Annotated in this window: 15 protein-coding genes; 11 read left to right on the top strand and 4 right to left on the bottom strand. The window is 57.6% G+C overall.

The genetic code is table 11. From position 1 onward, the window contains the following. Nucleotides 1-236 precede the first annotated feature (236 nt). Nucleotides 237-1,163 carry a transaldolase gene (gene tal / locus D8U69_RS10140; protein WP_056857043.1) on the bottom strand — a complete coding sequence of 309 codons (927 nt, stop codon included), beginning with the start codon at nt 1,161-1,163 and terminating at the stop codon, nt 237-239. A 208-nt stretch (nt 1,164-1,371) separates the two neighbouring features. Then, nucleotides 1,372-2,334, bottom strand: a complete 963-nt coding sequence (locus D8U69_RS10135) for a glycosyl hydrolase family 5 (protein WP_056857044.1) — start codon at nt 2,332-2,334, stop codon at nt 1,372-1,374. Between the two features lie 292 nt (nt 2,335-2,626). On the opposite strand from D8U69_RS10135, the gene D8U69_RS10130 reads away from it, so the two are divergent. The 8 genes from D8U69_RS10130 to D8U69_RS10095 are packed head-to-tail and all read left to right on the top strand — an operon-like array spanning nt 2,627 to nt 12,112. Then, nucleotides 2,627-3,067 (top strand): low molecular weight protein-tyrosine-phosphatase, encoded by a 441-nt coding sequence (locus D8U69_RS10130; protein ID WP_056857102.1) that lies wholly within the window; start codon nt 2,627-2,629, stop codon nt 3,065-3,067. A 39-nt stretch (nt 3,068-3,106) separates the two neighbouring features. After that, nucleotides 3,107-5,335, top strand: coding sequence for a polysaccharide biosynthesis tyrosine autokinase (locus D8U69_RS10125; RefSeq protein WP_130907239.1), 2,229 nt, complete (start codon nt 3,107-3,109; stop codon nt 5,333-5,335). Between the two features lie 40 nt (nt 5,336-5,375). Then, on the top strand, nt 5,376-6,458 hold the full coding sequence (locus D8U69_RS10120) for a glycosyltransferase (RefSeq protein WP_056857046.1): 1,083 nt from the start codon (nt 5,376-5,378) through the stop codon (nt 6,456-6,458). 15 nt (nt 6,459-6,473) lie between these two features. Continuing rightward, complete coding sequence (locus D8U69_RS10115; RefSeq protein ID WP_130907238.1) at nt 6,474-7,586, top strand: polysaccharide pyruvyl transferase family protein; 1,113 nt, start codon at nt 6,474-6,476, stop codon at nt 7,584-7,586. Further along, the gene (locus D8U69_RS10110) at nt 7,583-8,815 is read left to right on the top strand and encodes a polysaccharide biosynthesis C-terminal domain-containing protein (RefSeq protein ID WP_130907237.1); all 1,233 of its coding nucleotides are present in this window, start codon (nt 7,583-7,585) and stop codon (nt 8,813-8,815) included. Before D8U69_RS10115 ends, D8U69_RS10110 begins: the two co-directional genes overlap by 4 nt. Further along, nucleotides 8,806-9,909 carry a hypothetical protein gene (locus D8U69_RS10105; RefSeq protein WP_056857049.1) on the top strand — a complete coding sequence of 368 codons (1,104 nt, stop codon included), beginning with the start codon at nt 8,806-8,808 and terminating at the stop codon, nt 9,907-9,909. The genes D8U69_RS10110 and D8U69_RS10105 overlap by 10 nt, the downstream gene beginning before the upstream one ends. A gap of 10 nt (nt 9,910-9,919) precedes the next feature. Beyond that, the gene (locus D8U69_RS10100; protein WP_130907236.1) at nt 9,920-10,960 is read left to right on the top strand and encodes an acyltransferase; all 1,041 of its coding nucleotides are present in this window, start codon (nt 9,920-9,922) and stop codon (nt 10,958-10,960) included. Nucleotides 10,961-10,984: 24 nt separating this feature from the next. Then, complete coding sequence (locus D8U69_RS10095) at nt 10,985-12,112, top strand: GDSL-type esterase/lipase family protein (protein ID WP_130907235.1); 1,128 nt, start codon at nt 10,985-10,987, stop codon at nt 12,110-12,112. Between the two features lie 113 nt (nt 12,113-12,225). Here D8U69_RS10095 and D8U69_RS10085 read toward each other — a convergent pair whose 3' ends face one another. Together D8U69_RS10085 and galU are read right to left on the bottom strand one after the other, a co-directional pair. Continuing rightward, nucleotides 12,226-12,642 carry a mannose-1-phosphate guanylyltransferase gene (locus tag D8U69_RS10085; RefSeq protein ID WP_130903733.1) on the bottom strand — a complete coding sequence of 139 codons (417 nt, stop codon included), beginning with the start codon at nt 12,640-12,642 and terminating at the stop codon, nt 12,226-12,228. 66 nt (nt 12,643-12,708) lie between these two features. After that, entirely contained in the window at nt 12,709-13,542 is an 834-nt protein-coding gene (gene galU, locus D8U69_RS10080; RefSeq protein WP_056857053.1) for a UTP--glucose-1-phosphate uridylyltransferase GalU, read from the bottom strand. A gap of 389 nt (nt 13,543-13,931) precedes the next feature. On the opposite strand from galU, the gene galE reads away from it, so the two are divergent. The 3 genes from galE to D8U69_RS10065 all read left to right on the top strand — a co-directional run bounded on the left by galE (nt 13,932) and on the right by D8U69_RS10065 (nt 16,621). Next, nucleotides 13,932-14,948 (top strand): UDP-glucose 4-epimerase GalE, encoded by a 1,017-nt coding sequence (gene galE / locus D8U69_RS10075; protein WP_130907234.1) that lies wholly within the window; start codon nt 13,932-13,934, stop codon nt 14,946-14,948. Nucleotides 14,949-15,179: 231 nt separating this feature from the next. Then, nucleotides 15,180-15,416, top strand: coding sequence for a hypothetical protein (locus D8U69_RS10070; protein ID WP_056857055.1), 237 nt, complete (start codon nt 15,180-15,182; stop codon nt 15,414-15,416). 143 nt (nt 15,417-15,559) lie between these two features. Then, nucleotides 15,560-16,621, top strand: a complete 1,062-nt coding sequence (locus D8U69_RS10065; protein WP_056857056.1) for a polysaccharide biosynthesis/export family protein — start codon at nt 15,560-15,562, stop codon at nt 16,619-16,621.

Raw genomic sequence — 16,621 nt, 5'->3', positions numbered from 1 at the left:
TGTAAACCTTCAGAACACCGCTGAACTGTGGCGAGGGAGCTTGCTCCCGCTCGGTTGCGCAGCAGCCGTAAAACCTTCGACTATTGTATGCCTGATGCTACTCGGTTGTGGCCTTTGGGGCCGCTTCGCAGCCCAGCGGGAGCAAGCTCCCTCGCCACACATCTCATTTGCCACAGCACCATAAAAAAGGGCGAACCCACCAGGGTTCGCCCTTTTTTGCATTACGCCAACTCAGATCACAGCTTGGCTTGCAGCAGTGCCTCGAGTTTTTCCTGGTCACGAGCAAACTGACGAATGCCCTCAGCCAGTTTTTCGGTCGCCATGGCGTCTTCGTTGGACAGCCAGCGGAACTGTGCTTCGTTGAGGTTCAGGCGTGCTTCACCGGCGTGACCCGGCGCCAGTTTGCGCTCCAGCTTGCCGGTGTCCGCCGCCAGCTTGTCGATCAGGTCCGGGCTGATGGTCAGACGATCGCAGCCGGCCAGTTGTTCGATCTGGCTCAGGTTGCGGAAGCTGGCGCCCATGACCACGGTTTTGTAGTCATTGGCCTTGTAGTAGTTGTAGATACGCGTCACCGATTGCACGCCCGGATCATCCGCGCCGGTGAACTCGTTACCGGTGGCTTTCTTGTACCAGTCGTAGATGCGGCCCACGAACGGCGAAATCAGGAACACCCCGGCGTCGGCACAAGCCGCGGCCTGGGCGAAAGAGAACAGCAGGGTCAGGTTGGTCTGGATGCCTTCCTTTTCCAGGATCTCGGCAGCGCGGATGCCTTCCCAGGTGGAGGCGATCTTGATCAGCACGCGGTCGCGGCCAATGCCGGCCTTTTCGTACAGTTCGATCAGGCGGTGCGCACGCTTGAGCACGGCATCGGTGTCGAACGACAGGCGTGCATCCACTTCGGTGGAAATACGGCCCGGAATGACCTTGAGGATTTCTTGCCCCACCGCGACGCCGAATCGGTCGCTGGCCAGGCCTACATCGCCCTTGCAGTCATTGACGCAAGCGTTCAGCAGTTCGGCATAAGCGGGGATGGCCGCAGCCTTGAGCAGCAGGGAAGGGTTGGTGGTGGCGTCTACCGGCTTAACGCGAGCGATCGCTTCGAAGTCGCCGGTGTCGGCAACCACGGTGGTCATTTGTTTGAGTTGTTCCAGCTTGGAAGTCATGGGCGTGCTCTGTCCTGTGGGTCTGATGACATTACCCGAGCGCTGACAGCCACTCAAGGGTGTGTACGTGTATCGATGGCCCCTGCGGCAACAACCAGACAACGATTGTTTTAAAGGCGGGGCGAGGTATCGATGAATACGATGCCAAAACAGCTCACAGGTTCAAAGCAACCGACCTGCGAACAGACCGGTCGCGATTGCACGGTGGCTACTCGGCGTTCAGGTGGGTTTCGACTGTGATTTTCGCCGGTTTGGGTTGGCCGTCGGAGGTCAGCAGGCCGAAATTCTTCTCCCGGTCATTGCTGCCCGATTCAGTGTTTCTCCATTCGTAGATGGAGGTCAGCGGGATATTCAGCCGTTTCACATCGGCAATGAACGAAGCGATTTTGCTGGCTTGTCCTTCAGCACCACCATTGGAAGTGAGCGCCGAAACACCCCATTCACTGATGACGCCCGGCAAATGGAAGTTTTGCTGGATAAACGTCTGTGCGTTGCTGATCTGGGTGCTCGTCATGCCATAGGGGTGGTAGGAGATGGCATTCAGGCATTTCGGGTATTCGCTGACGATGCGGTTCAGCGCGACCGTCGAGGCGGAGCCCGCAGTCGGTGGGCGGGCGAAGCCGAAGCCGACCCGTGGCGCCGATTGCGGTTTGTCTTGCAGCGACTTGCACATGGCGCTCATGAACGGCACGAATGTCGTGTCGAAATTGCGTGTCGGCCAATAGGTCTCAAGATCGGGTTCATTCCAGATTTCAATCGCCACCAGCTGCGTGCTGTAGGAGGTTTCCAGTCTCGACACCGTGTTGGCAAACGATTCGCCAGCCGTTGTCAGCTCACTGATATTGCCTGTCGCGGCCATCAACGGCTTGATGGCGCGTACGGTGAGCAAAACCGGCAGGCCAGCGGACCTGGCCGCCGCAAAGGCATCGCTGACCTGTTTCTGATAGGCCGCAGCAGTCAGGCTGTCGCTCCATACACCGAAGCGTACAAAGCTGAACCCCGCTGCTTTGATCTGCGCGGCGTCGGCAGCGGAAAAGCTCTGGATCTTGACCTGCACACCAATGGTCTTGGTAGGCAGGTTAGGGAACAGTTCGCTGGCTTGAACCTGAGTCGTTGCACCCAGCGCGATCAGGCTTAGCGCGCCGAGTCGTTTGAGATGTGCTGATTTCATGTCTGCTCTCCTGATGAGAAGTGACAACTTCGAATAGATATCTCTTTACTCATGTTTCGATAATGAAGCAGGTATGAAGTGCGTGAATGTTATTTTTTGTCGGAAATCTATCAGCTGAAAATCACAGTTATTTTTAGTCCGCTAATTGTGGTTGGGTGCCTTTTAAGTGCTGTGGTACTTAATGCTTCGGTACTAACAGGTGAATCTATTTCTGAGTTCAGGAAGATTCGTGGGGTTCATTAAAACCCTCGCGACATGTTGGCCGTTTGACATTACTCGGGAAAGTAAAATCTTGTTCAAAAAGATCCTGGTCGTCTGCGTGGGCAATATATGCCGAAGTCCGACAGCAGAGCTTTTGCTGCGTGACGCGCTGGCCTCTACAACGATCGCAGTGGCCTCCGCAGGGCTGTCCGCAAGGGTGGGCGAGTCCATGGAAGCGTCAGCCCGGCAGATTCTCGAAGACCGTGGGCACTGTGCCGAAGCCTTCAAGGCGCGGCAATTGACGCCCGACATCGTCAATGAGTCAGACCTGATTCTGGTCATGGAAAAACAGCATGTAAAACAAGTATTGAATATTGCCTCTCACGCCAGAGGCAAAGTCTTTCTGCTCGGTAAATGGCAGAGCGAGCGCGAAATACAAGATCCATATCGTCAAGGCAAGGCCGCTTTTATTCATGCCCATGCATTGATTGAAGATGCTGTTAGCTCATGGGCGCAACGCCTCGCGCGTTGATGAATATTCTTCAGATCAATGAATGGTAAGAACAGACTTATGCAGTTACCGTCCGTAATCGGCACCCGCGACAACGATCAAGACAGCATTGATCTTCTCGGTATATTTGGCAGTTTGATCGATCAGAAATGGTTGATCGGCGCGCTCACCGGAGCCTTTATGGTGACCGGCGTTGCCTATGCGGTTTTGGCGACACCGGTGTACCTGGCGAACGCGCTGGTGCAGGTCGAGCCGAAGAAGAACGACATGCTCGGGTTTTCCGATCTCAACAGCATGCTCGGCGGGCAATCGCCCTCGGTGACCGAAATCGGCATCATCAAGTCCCGCGCGGTGATCGGCAAAACGGTCGATGACCTGCGCCTGGATATCGATGTCACCCCCAATACCTTCCCGGTCATCGGCGGTTTTCTTGCCCGACGTTATCGCGGCGAAACCGAGTTCAGTGTCGCGGCCCCGCGTTTCGGTCTCAACAGCTACGCCTGGGGTGGTGAGCGACTGGAGATCAGCCGGCTCAATCTGCCAAAAGAACTGCTCGGCAAGAAACTCACGCTGGTCGCCGGTGAGCAGCAACGGTTCCAGTTGTTCGATGAAAACGACAACCTGCTGGTCGACGGCGTCGCTGGCCAAGCGTTCAAACAGGACGACGTGGAAGGCTTGATCGCTCAGCTGTCGGCAAACCCCGGCACGCGTTTCGAAGTAGTGCGCAATCCGCGGATCGTGACCATTCAGGGTTACCAGGATGCGCTGGATATTTCCGAGCAAGGCAAGGAATCGGGAATCATCCGTTTGGCCCTGGCCAGCACCGATGCGGCCGAGGCCGTGAAAATCCTCAACAAGATCTCTTCGTTGTATGTGCAGCAGAACGTGCAACGCACCTCGGCGGAAGCGGCGCAGAGCCTGGAGTTCCTGCAAGGCCAATTGCCGCAGGTCAAGCGTGATCTGGCCAAGGCCAGCGATGCACTCAACGGTTATCAAACCCGTGGCAAGACGGTCAATATTTCCCTCGAAACCCAATCGGTGCTGGAACAGGTTGTCAGCCTCGACACGCGGATCTCCGAACTGAAAATGCAACAGGCGGAGCTGGACCGCAAGTTCACCAAACAGCATCCAGCGTACCGCGCGCTGATGACCCAGCTCGGCGAGCTGACCCAGCAACAGAAGGCACTGGAGAGCAAGGCCCAGGACCTGCCCGCCACGCAACAGGAATTGCTCAACCTGACCCGCGATGTGGAAGTGGCGTCGCAGATTTATACGCAACTGCTGAACAAATCCCAGGAACTGGACATTGTCCGGGCAGGGGCGGTGGGCAACGTGCGGTTGATCGACACTGCGGATGTCGACATGACCAATCCGGTCAAGCCGCGCAAACCCTTGATCGTGCTGATTGCAACCTTCCTTGGCGCCTTCTTCGGGGTGGCGCTGGTGTTGCTGCGAAAATCCTTGAGTCGCGGACTGGAAGGGCCGGAAGCCATCGAACAACTCGGCCTGCCGGTTTACGCGTCGATTCCCTACAGCGCATTGCAGCAGGAAGAGGACAGCAAAAAAGGTCGTGCCCGGGACGGCGTGGACAAACCGGCCTACCTGCTGGCCCTGCGCAACCCGACGGATCTGTCGATCGAGTCGATTCGCAGCTTGCGTACCTGCCTGCATTTTGCCGGGCTCGATTCGACCAACAACCGCATCATGATTTCCGGCCCGAGCCCGCAGGTCGGCAAGACGTTCGTGTCCTCCAACCTCGCAGCGGTGATGGCGCAAAGCGGGCAGCGCGTGGTGCTGATCGATGCCGACATGCGCAAAGGTCATTTGCACAAAACCCTGAACACACCGATCACCAATGGTTTGTCGGACCTGCTGGTCAAGCGCTGCAGCATCGAGCAGGCGATCAACAAAGTCGAAGTCGACAACCTGCATTTCATCAGTCGTGGCCAGGTCCCGCCCAATCCTTCCGAGCTGTTGATGCACGCCAACTTTCGCGAACTGCTGGCGCAACTCAGCGAGCTTTACGACCTGGTGATCATCGATACGCCGCCGCTGTTGGCCGTGACCGATGCGGCGATTGTCGGTCGTGAAGCGGGCATCAGCCTGATTGTCACGCGCTTCGGGGTGAACCCGGCCAAAGAAATCGAACTGACGATTCGCCGCTTCGCGCAGAACGGCATCGAGTTGAAAGGTGCGGTGTTCAACGGCGTCGAAAAACGTGCGGCCAGCTATTACGGCAACGGCGGTTACGGCTACTACAGCTACGAATACGCGTCCGACAAGTCCTGAGTTTTGACGATTGTCCTTTCATGTTTGAAGTGGGTGAACTGTGAAAAAAATACTGCACGTGGCAGAGACGATCAAAGGTGGCGTCGCGACCGTTATCCGCACTATTTCGGCTTCGCCGGACGATGACGTCGCGAACTACGAACTGGTGTATCTGGTCCCGCAGGATCAGGAAAAAGAACTGCACGGCATCCAAGCGCAGCAGATCCGCACCTTTGCCCGCTCCGGGCGCAATGTGCCGTCGTTGCTGCGCTTCGCCTGGCGTCTGACCCAGGTGATGCTCAAGGAAAAGCCCGATGTGGTGCATTTGCACAGCACGTTTTCCGGGGTGATCGGCCGTTGTGTCTGCGTGCTGTTGCGACCGTGGCGCAAGCCGAAAATCGTCTACTGCCCGCATGCGTTTTCGTTCCTGATGGAAAGCTCGCCGATCAAGCAGAAGGTCTATGCATCGATCGAGCGGATGTTGCAGAAAGTCACCGACGTGATCATTTGCGTCAGCCAGTACGAGCTGGACAAAGCCGCGCGGTTTGGCATCGAGCGCAAACGCATGAAGCTGATCTACAACGGCATTCACCGCAAGGATGACGCGCCGAAAACCAGCAGCCCCGAGCCGATTCATTTGCTCTTCGTCGGTCGGCTCGACTATCAGAAAGGCTTCGATGTGTTGCTCAAGGCCTTCGCCAAGGTGCAGCGCAACGACTTGAAACTGACGGTGGTTGGCAGTGCGGTCAACGAGGATTCGGTCGAGTGTCCGCCGATGGACGCCGTTGAATACCTGCCTTGGGTCACGCCGAACGAAGTGCAGGTGCTGTATCAGAAAGCCGATGCGCTGATTGTGCCCAGTCGTTGGGAAGGCTTCGCCATGGTGCCGCTGGAAGGCATGGCCATGGGCTTGCCGGTGATCGCCAGCAATTGCACGTCGCTGCCCGAACTCGTCACTGATGAGGTGTCCGGCTACGTCTTTCCCAGCGGCGACCACCACGCGTTGGCCGATGTGTTGAAGAAAATCCAGAAGCCGCGCTTGCTCGACCTTGGCAGCGAAGGGCGCAGCATCGTGCGCGAGCGTTTCAGCGCCGCCTTGATGATTCGCCAGACCTATGACCTGTATCGCGCTCCCTCTTTTTAAGTAGAACTCAAGCATATGAACGTAACGATTTTGCATGGCTACAGTGCGTCCAACTCCGGTGACGGGCTGCTCGTCGATTTGGCCATTGAGTTGGTGCAGCGAAACTTCGGCGAAGACACTTCGATCAGCGTGGTGGCCTCCGATCCGCAGTCCTTCAGCTACTTGCCACACCCGCGCTTTGAGGCCCCGGTGATGGCGGCCAAAGGCTTGGGTCGGGTCAAGCAAGCGGTGTTCCTCAACCAGTCCTACGCAGGCCTGGCGGATCTGTTGGAAAAAACCGACCTGATCGTCGGTGTCGGCGGCGGCTACATGCGCTCCAAAAGTGCCTTCGAACACATCAAGCTGAAACTGGGGCACGCCAAGCAACTGGAAACGGCAATCCTCAGCAAAGTGCCGTCGGTTTACCTGCCGCAAAGCATTGGGCCGTTCCACGGCGAGAGCCGCAGGATCGTCGAGCATTACGCCAGCGCCGACGCGGTGTTCGTGCGGGACAATCGCTCCTCGGCGATCTTTGATGCTTACGAAAATGTCTACCGTGCGCCGGACCTGGCAGTCCAGTCCCTGGCGAGCAAAATCCTCGCGCAACCCAAGTTCACCCGTTGCGCATCGTCGCCGGCAACGGTGTGCGTGGTGCTGCGCAAGCCGCCGGAGTGGAGCAAGGAAAAGAAGCTCGCCTATGTGGCCAACCTGAAGTTGCTGCTGCAGCGCCTGAAGAACAAAAGCAAGGTGGTGTGCGCCGTGCAAAGCGCGGTACGCGGCAACGATGACGGCGCGTTTTATCGCGAGTTGGGCATTACCGAAGACCTGCTGCCATTGAAGGCGACACTGGCCAAATACCAGCCGGACCTGGTGATTTCCGTGCGCCTGCACGGCGCCATCGAATCGCTGCTTTCCGGTGTCCCGGCGTACCACATCAGTTACGAGCGCAAAGGCTTCGGCGCCTATCAGGACATGGGCGTGGAAGACTGGGTGATCAATGGCGGCGACATTGATGTCGATACCATCATCAACACGGTCTACGCACCGAATGCACTGTCGAATTTCGGCAAACGCCTGACCGATACCTGCCGCGAGATCGAAGCGAAAACCGTGGCCATGGACGAGATCATCAAAGGTATCGTTCGATGATATTTCGGCTGTTGCTTCGCGGCGGGGCATTAGGCGCGAAGTTTTTGCTGGTGTTGGCCATCACCCATTACCTGGGTTATGAAGCACTGGGCTTTTACGGCGTGGTGGTCGCGGCGTCGTTGATCGCCTCGAAGTTCTACAGCGTCGGGTTCAGTTCCGAGATCAATCGATTGATCAGCGTGGGTGGGACGTCGCGGCGGGTGGTCGACAAGGTTTTGCTGTTGTATCTGGCGGTGGGGTTGCTGCTGTCGGTGGTGACAGTGCTGGTTTACTCGCTGTTCCAGGCCGTCGAGGCGACGACTGCGCTGATCCTCTGTGTGACGCTGGTACTGCTCACCGAACACCTGTCCTTCGAAATCAATTCCTTCGTGTTTTCCGCGCAGAAAGCCACGGCGGGTGCATTGCTGTTTTTCGTCAAGACCGGTCTGTGGGCGGTGCTGGCGGTGGGCGGGATGATGCTCGGCTGGGTGTCCGGCATCGCCAGTGTGTTGTGGCTTTGGGTGGCGGCGAACGTGTTGGTGATCGTCGCCGGTTATCTGATTGTGGTGAACGTGCACAAAGGCCGGGTCAGTGGCACGCTGGCCACCGCAACCGTGTGGAAGGCCGGGCTGCCGTTCTATCTTGGCACAGGCTTGATCGCGCTCAGCCAGTACGCCGAGCGCTTTCTGATCATCGATCTGGAGCCCTACGCCAGCCTCGGTAAATACGTATACGCCTGGTCGGCGGCCAACACCTTGCAAGCGCTGTCCTACGCGGTGGTGGCAGTAGTGGGTATTCCGGTGCTCGCCAAGCGGTTTCAGGCGGACCAACAGCCGTTCACGGTCAGGCAATTGTTCGTCAACAAATGGGTGATGCGCTCGCTGGTGGTGTCTGCCGCGGTGGCGGTGCTGATTTATCTGTTCTTCAATGTTCTGCTCGATTATGTCGGCGCGGCGGTTCCGCGACCGGACAACGCAATCCTCGGCGTGCTGATTTTTTCCTTTGCCTTGCGCGCAATCGGCGACATCGTCTGGGGTGGGTTGATCGCCTCGAAAAACAGTCGGGTGTCATTGGCGAGCGCAGTCATATGCCTGCTGGTTTCAGTGCCGGTCAGCTACCTGCTGATCAAGCACTATTCGATCTACGGCGCCGCCTGGGGCAACGTTTTCGCAATCATTGTGCAGCTCGGGGTCATTGCGCTGTTGACCCGTATGACCGGCGCAAAAAAGGCAGCACTGTCATGGGCCTGAAGCTGCCGTGCATCGAGTTCCGCGGCAAGAAGCTCGACTCATCGATTTCCTTCCTGATTCTGTTTACCGGGTTGTTCCTGTCGGTGGCCATGCCGATGTTGGTCCCACGCGCTCCCGGCCCTGATGCCATGACCTTGTGGTCGTCCTACGCGCGAGCCGACAACTGCAATTTCTGGAACCCGTTCTCGCCGGATCGCTCTTCCTATGAGTGTTCGGCATTCCTGTTGCGGCCCACCGGGATCAACCTGACCAATGCCTGGGCCTACGGCATGTTCTGCAATTTTTTGCTCACGGCGATTCCGGTGGTGGTGTTTCGCCGCATGCCGTTGGCGATTTTCGGCACTCTGTGTCTGTGGGGCATTGTCCGTTCGTTTTTCCTGGAGAACCTGACCAAGGAAATCATCGTGTCGGTGGCGGTGTTGAGCATTCTGCTCAGTTCGTTGACGCGCAAATATCGCGGCGGATTTTTCCTTTCGGCAGTGATCTACGGCGTGCTGATCCGGCCTTACTGGATTCTGTTTTCACTGTCCTGGGTCGGCGTCTGCGTGATGAAGAAATACGTCTCGCGCTTCACCTTCTTCCTGATGCTGTTTCTGTTCTACCTGGCGGTCGCCATGGCGATCCAGGTCGCGCTGGGCTTTCCGGTGTCGTCGATTCGCGCCAGCAACAACGAACTGCGCACGGCGGGGGAGGAGGGTTCCAAGTCGTTGATCGTTTCGTGGCTCAGCGGCAGCGACTTCGTTTCCCAGGCCCTGGACTCGATGATCATCTTTTTTCGGTTGTCGTTCCCCGTGGAGCTGATTTTGCTGTCGGGGCCGGGCCAGGTGATCTTCGTGGCGTTGATGATCATGACCGCGTTGCTGCTGTTCAAGGTCATCACCTCGACCGATTACAAGGGTGCGCCGATCCAGACCAAGCCTAAGGAACTGATCGCGATTCCGCTGGCATTCCTGCTGGTTCAAGGCCTGTTCGAGCCGGACTTCGGCTCCTTTGCCCGGCACTTCTCGATGGTGGTGCCTGTGTTGTTCGTGGGCCTGGGATTGATGTTGCGGGCAAACAAACCGGTACAGGTTGAATCACGCGTTCTGAATTGAGGCTTGTTTTATGTCGAGCAAGAAAAAGTCCCTGGAGATCGAAACCCTGCGCGGTCTGGCGTGCCTGCTGCTGGTGCTCTATCACGTCATCGGCCCACTGGGCGGCGGCTTGAAGATCGACCTGGGCTCGCCGTTCCGGGTGATCGCCGACTCCATGGTGTATGTGCGCATGCCGCTGTTCACCTTCATCTCGGGCTACATCTACTCCATCTACAAAATCCGCGGCAATGACCTTTCCGCATTCTTCAGCGGCAAGGTTCGACGGTTGATCGTGCCGCTGTTTTGCGTAGGCATACCGTTCTCGGTGTTGCAGGCGGTTGGCCCGGGCGTGAACAAGGATGTCGGCGTGATCGACGCGTTGTTGTCGTTCTGGGTACCGATCAACCACTTCTGGTTCCTGCAGGCGGTGTTCATCATTTTCATGTTTGTCGGCCTGCTGGAGTGGCGTGGGCTGTTGCGCACCGCGACGCGCTTGAATCTGCTGTTCGCCTTTGCGGCGGTGGTGTTTTTGCTGCCGCCATTCACGCTCGATGCCTTCGGCATCAACGGCGCGATCTATCTGCTACCGTTTTTTGTGGCGGGGATGATCGGCCAGGAAAATGTCAGCGCGTTGAAGCAGCGGTTCAAGGTGATTGGCCCGCTGGTGTTCGTGATGATCACGCTAACGCTGCTGTACGTGGCGGCGGTCGACCGGGAGTTGATCGTCGACCGCCGCAGCCTGATCGGTTTGACGGTGGGTTGCGTGTCCTGCATGGCGCTGCTGGCGAGTGACCTGCGTTCGAAGGCACTGACCTGGCTGGGCGGCTATTCCTATGCGATCTTCCTGTTCCATGTTTTGTTTGCGGCGACATCGCGGTTTGTCCTGGGGCGGTTGGGTGTGAAGGATGAGAGTCTGCTGGTGTTCGGCGGCGTGACTTGTGGTTTGCTGGGACCGGTGGTGCTTTCGATGATTTTCAGTCGATTCAACTTCACCTCCGTGCTGTTTCTGGGTGAGCGTGCTGCGACAAAAAAGCCTGCGGCGAGCATCGCTCCGGTGGCGCAGACCCAATGATTGTCCGAGGGAAGGAAGCAATGCATGTTGGCAGTTGATGACATTCAGCCCGTTGCTGCGTCGGTGATTGAGGTTGGCGACGCGCGCGAGCGGTTTGCTCAGTGGCGTGAAGGCAAGGCTGGCCAGGTACTGTCGATCTCGGTGATCGGCGACAGCTACAGCGCCGGGCAGGATTTTTATCTGAACAAACTGGTGCAGCGCGTGGCCGGGGAGGTTGGTTTTGCCGGCCCTGGCTATGTCGGCTTCAACCACGGCGCGGCGCTGGGTGGCACGCATTTCAAATACACCCGCAGCAGTGAAAAGTACTTCGGCGGGGATTGGCAAGTGTCCGGCCTCGGCCAGGCCAGTCCCGACAGCCGCACGGTAATGGGCCGCCCCGGCGCATGGCTGCAGATCGATGCCAGCCCGACGCCGGCCATCAGCACCGCCGTGACTCAGGCGAAATTGCTTTACCTGGGCAACGGCGAGCCCAACGAGATCCGCTACCGCTGGACCCCGTCGCAAGACTGGCAACGCTTGACACTCGCCGGCTCAGGGGTTCAGGAGGTGCCGCTGCCCGGCGTATCGCCGGCGCCGGACTGGGCGTTCCGGCTGGAAGTGGTGAAGGGCACGCCAACCCTGTTCGGTCTGTGGATGAACAACGATCAGGGCGGCGTGCGGGTTTCCAAGCTGGCAGCCTCCGGCGCCGCATCCGGGGACTTCTACCACAGCGATAGCCACTGGCAGACGCAGTGGAAGGCGGCGGTGTCGAGCATTCCTGCGGACATTTACCTGATCATGCTCGGTGGCAACGATCAAGGCTTCGGCGTCAAACCCGAGCAGTATCTGAAGAACGTTCAAGGGCTGGTGGGGATGGTGCGCCAGATCCAGCCGAAGGCGAGCATCAATCTGATCCTGCGTCAGGACACCACACGCTCCAGTGCTTACCCGATGTCGGCGTATGCGCAGGTGTTGCAGCCCTGGGCGCAGGCGGAGCATCTGGGTTATCTCGATTTGCAGTGCGCGTTCGGACCCGACGTCAAACGCTATGCCGCCGCCATGATCGGCCCGGACAAGATTCATCCGATTCCGGCCACGGGTGGGCGGGTGATTGCCGATTACTTCTATCGCTGGATGGTGGGCGGGCAGGACCGTTGCGACGCGTCGCTTTGACTGCTGTTGCCACAGAACTGCAGGAGCGAGCCTGCTCGCGAAAAACTCAATAACACCGTAGTCCTTCAGGATGCGCGCGTTATCGTTGACGACCATCGCGAGCAGGCTCGCTCCTACAGGAGAGCTGTTTCGAAGTGCTGCAAATGACTCAGCAGTTCTGCCGTTTTGAGCGGCATCAATTGCGTGGCGCAGCGGGTTTCCACATTGATGATGATGGCCGGTTCGTTGCAGCAAATGCGCACCCGGAACCGCCAGTCGCTGAAAATCACTTTCAAGCCATCGCGGTCGTCGACTTCCAGAGCCTGATCGCCATACAGCTTTTTCAAGTGGGCGAGGAGGGGGTAGGGGTTGCGTATCGGCCGGCGAATGTCTCCGGACGAGGGAAACATGCCGATCCGTTCCACCAGCAGCGTGCTGCCCAACCAGGGCTCATTGGCGCTGGGTAATGGCTGATGGCGCGACAACCAGGTCATCACGCCGAGGTTGCCCACCTCCAGTTCATTGTCTGCCGAGTGTTTTGCGTTGTTCATGATGGCTTGCCTGAATGAAGAGTGGGCGTGTGGTTGGTGTGGAGCGTTGGATCGGCTTGGGCCAGGTCAGAGACCCTTGAGGTACACGTTGTCGTAGCAAAAATTGGTCGCTTCGAGATAGCCCTCCGCGCCGCCGCAATCGAAGCGCATGCCTTTGAACTTGTAGGCCAGCACGCAGCCGTTCTGGGCCTGCTTCATCAATGCGTCGGTGATCTGGATCTCGCCACCTTTGCCGGGTTGGGTGTCGGCGATGAGGTCGAAGATATCCGGCGTCAGAATGTAGCGGCCGATGATCGCCAGATTGGACGGGGCGTCTTGCGGGCTGGGTTTTTCCACCATGTTGTTGACCCGGTAGATGCCTTCGGAGATCAGCTCGCCAGCAATTACGCCGTACTTGTGAGTCTGGTCGCGCGGCACTTCCTGAATGGCCACGATTGAGCAGCGGAATTTTTTGTAGAGCTGGATCATCTGCGTGAGCACGCCGTCACCTTGCAGGTTCAGGCACAGGTCATCGGCCAGCACCACCGCGAAGGGCTCATCGCCGATCAATGGGCGGCCGCTGAGAATCGCGTGGCCCAGGCCTTTCATTTCGACCTGACGGGTATAGGAGAAGGTGCAGGTGTCGATGAGTTCGCGGGTGCCAGCGAGGAACTTCTCTTTCTCGGTGCCACGAATCTGGTGCTCCAGTTCATAGCTGATGTCGAAGTGGTCTTCCAGTGCACGCTTGCCCCGCCCGGTGACGATTGCCATGTGCTGCAGGCCGGCGTCCCGGGCTTCTTCAACGGCGTACTCGATCAACGGCTTGTTGACGATCGGCAGCATTTCCTTGGGCATGGCTTTGGTTGCCGGCAAGAAACGCGTGCCATAGCCGGCAGCGGGGAACAAACATTTACGAATCATAAAAGTATCCTGGACAGTCACGGCACATCGTCAACGAGTGCGCGCAATAACGAGTGATTGCAAGTTTCAATGAGTATTGAAGGTGTACTTTAATACCCGAGTCAGGTTGTTAATGGCAATTAGTGGTAGTGGCAGAATGCGCCAATGTTATGAGATGTCGGATAGATACTTGTTAGTTATTTTTAGTCGGTATCTGTTGATAGTGAGGAAGGCGTTGGAGTGCTAATAAGTACCGGGCAATACAGTTTGACCTGCAAAAATATTTATTGCCAGTCGTTGAACTAAATTTGTTTTAGGTTGTTGTCGCCCTGTTTGTGTGGTTCACGACACATCTTCAATACACGGGGCTTGACACGCTATTGAGTACTTTCCTCTCTATGGACCGCACTATGAAAATTCTGGTAACGGGTGGAGCCGGATATATCGGCTCGCACACCACACTCGCGCTGCTTGAAGCAGGCTATGAAGTTGTAGTGCTGGATAATCTTTGCAATAGCAGTGATGCGGCGCTGCATGCGGTTGAAGCCATTTGCGGCAAAAGTGCGTTGATGATTCGCGGCGATGTGTGCGACAGGGCTTTGCTGGATCGGATTTTTCAAGAGCATGCCATTGATGCAGTGCTGCACTTTGCCGGGCTCAAGGCGGTGGGCGAGAGCGTGCGCAAGCCGCTTGAGTACTATGAGACCAACGTCAGCGGCAGCATTACGCTGTGTCAGGCGATGGCTGCTGCCGGGGTGTTCCGGCTGGTGTTCAGTTCATCGGCCACAGTCTATGGCGCGCCGGATCAGATGCCGATTCGCGAGGATTTCCCCACGGGCAATCCGACCAATCCCTACGGCCAATCGAAGCTGATCGTCGAGAATGTGCTGCGCGACCTGAGCCTGGCGGAGCCGCGCTGGAGCATCGCGCTGTTGCGCTATTTCAATCCAATCGGCGCGCATGACAGCGGGCAGATGGGTGAAGACCCTAATGGCATTCCCAATAACCTGGTGCCTTACATCAGCCAGGTCGCGGTCGGCAGTCTGCAAGAGCTGTCGATCTTCGGTGACGATTACCCGACGATCGACGGCACTGGCGTGCGTGACTACATCCACGTCGTGGACCTTGCGGACGGGCATCTCAAGGCATTGCAGTCCATCGCCGGGCGTACCGGCATTCATACCTGGAACCTCGGTACGGGCGATGGCTACAGCGTGATGCAAGTGCTGCGGGCTTTCGAGCAAGCGAGTGGGCAGTCGGTGCCGTATCGCGTGATGCCGCGTCGTTCGGGCGATGTTGCCCAGAGCTGGGCTGATCCGTCCAAGGCCGCGAAAGAGTTGGGCTGGAAAGCAACACGCAACTTGCAGCAAATGATGACCGACACCTGGCGCTGGCAATCGAATCATCCCAAGGGTTATCTCGGATGATGTCGTTTTGGCTCAATGTTATTTCCAGTCAGGTTGTTAGATAACGTCGGGAAAATACACTGGAAATGCCTTTTGCATATCCGTAGATATAAACCTGCCGTTTGACGTTTATCAGTCAGGAGTGACTGTGAATGAATGACGGATCTTGTTCGCACTTTTTGCGACTTGAACTCTACCACCTCTAACGGAACGCCCGGTGTTAATCGGGTTGAATGTTAGAAAGGAGTTGATATGAGAAAAGTGATGGCAGTTGCCCTGTTGACGATGTTGAGCAACTGGGCTGCCGCAGCTGAAGCGCCGCTGACTGCGGTGACCAATGTAGTTGGCAGTGTAGCGGCTTCTCAAGCCCCTGCAGCTAGTACTGCAATGGTTGCCAGTGCAATAGCGGCGTCAAACAGCGGTGGCAGTGCCAACGGCGGTACCACCGGTACGACCGGTACCACAGGTACCACCGGCACGCACAACTAACAGAAGTTTTGTTAGTGCAGTACAGGGTCGCCCGACGCAAGTCGGGTGACTTCTTTTTTAGATTCGCCCTTGAATAGCGTAGTGCCATTATGACTCGTAGTTTTTCTCTTTTAATGTTGGCAAGTCTCGCTTTACAAGGTTGCATGTTTTCCCCCGGCCAATACCTGAGCACCAGTGATATCACCCGCCAAGGGGCCAGTGAAAGCAGCAGGGTCGAGCTGATCCCGATTACCCCCAAGCTCATATCCACCACCCGCGCCACGCAAAAGCGTGAGTCGCTGCCGGCGGAGCTGTTGGCGACTCCGGCCGAGTACCGCATCGGTAACAACGATGTCTTGTACATCACGGTCTGGGATCACCCTGAACTGACAGCCCCGTCCGGCGCGCAACAACAGATCGATGCCAACGGACGGCTGGTGCGCGCCGACGGCACGCTGTATTACCCCTTCATCAAAGAAGTCCAGGCTGCCGGGCGTACGATCCAGCAACTGCGCGCAGACATCGAACAACGGCTGTCGGCGTTTATCGCCGAGCCGCAGGTAGATGTCGCAGTGCTGCGATTCGCCAGCCAGAAAGTCGTGGTCACCGGCGCCGTGACCAAGGGTGGCCCGCAAGCGATTTCCACCAACCCGCTGAGCGTGGTCGAGGCCCTCGGTTCCGCTGGAATCGATACCAACAACGCTGACTTGTCCGGCCTGACGCTGACGCGCAACGGGCGGGTGTACCCGCTCAATCTCGACTCGCTCAACCAGCAGGACTCCGAGTTGCAGGGCGTCTATCTCAAGGGTGGTGATCAGTTGTATCTGCCGTACAACGACAACAAGCGCATCTACGTCATGGGCGAGGTCAACCAGCCGCGCGCGTTGAGCTTCAAGACCGCCACCATGAACCTGTCCGATGTCCTCGGCTCGGTTGGCGGCTTGAGTCAGACCACTTCCAACGGCAACGCGGTCTACGTCATCCGCGGCGTTGAAAACCTCGACGTGGAGCCGGCGAAGATCTACCAGTTGAACGCTCAATCGCCGACCGCCATGGCGCTCGCCACGCACTTCGAAGTGCGCCCTCAGGACGTTGTCTATGTCGGGCCTGCCAACGTGACTCGCTGGAACCGCTTCATCAGCCAATTGGTGCCATCGGCGTCGATTGTCGGTACGGGTGCTTCCGCTGCGAAGAACTGGAGCGAATACAGTAACAACAGCAAATAA

The sequence above is a fragment of the Pseudomonas sp. Sample_16 genome (assembly GCF_004307665.1).
Lineage (GTDB): Bacteria > Pseudomonadota > Gammaproteobacteria > Pseudomonadales > Pseudomonadaceae > Aquipseudomonas.
This window is presented reverse-complemented; position numbering and strand designations above follow the sequence as displayed.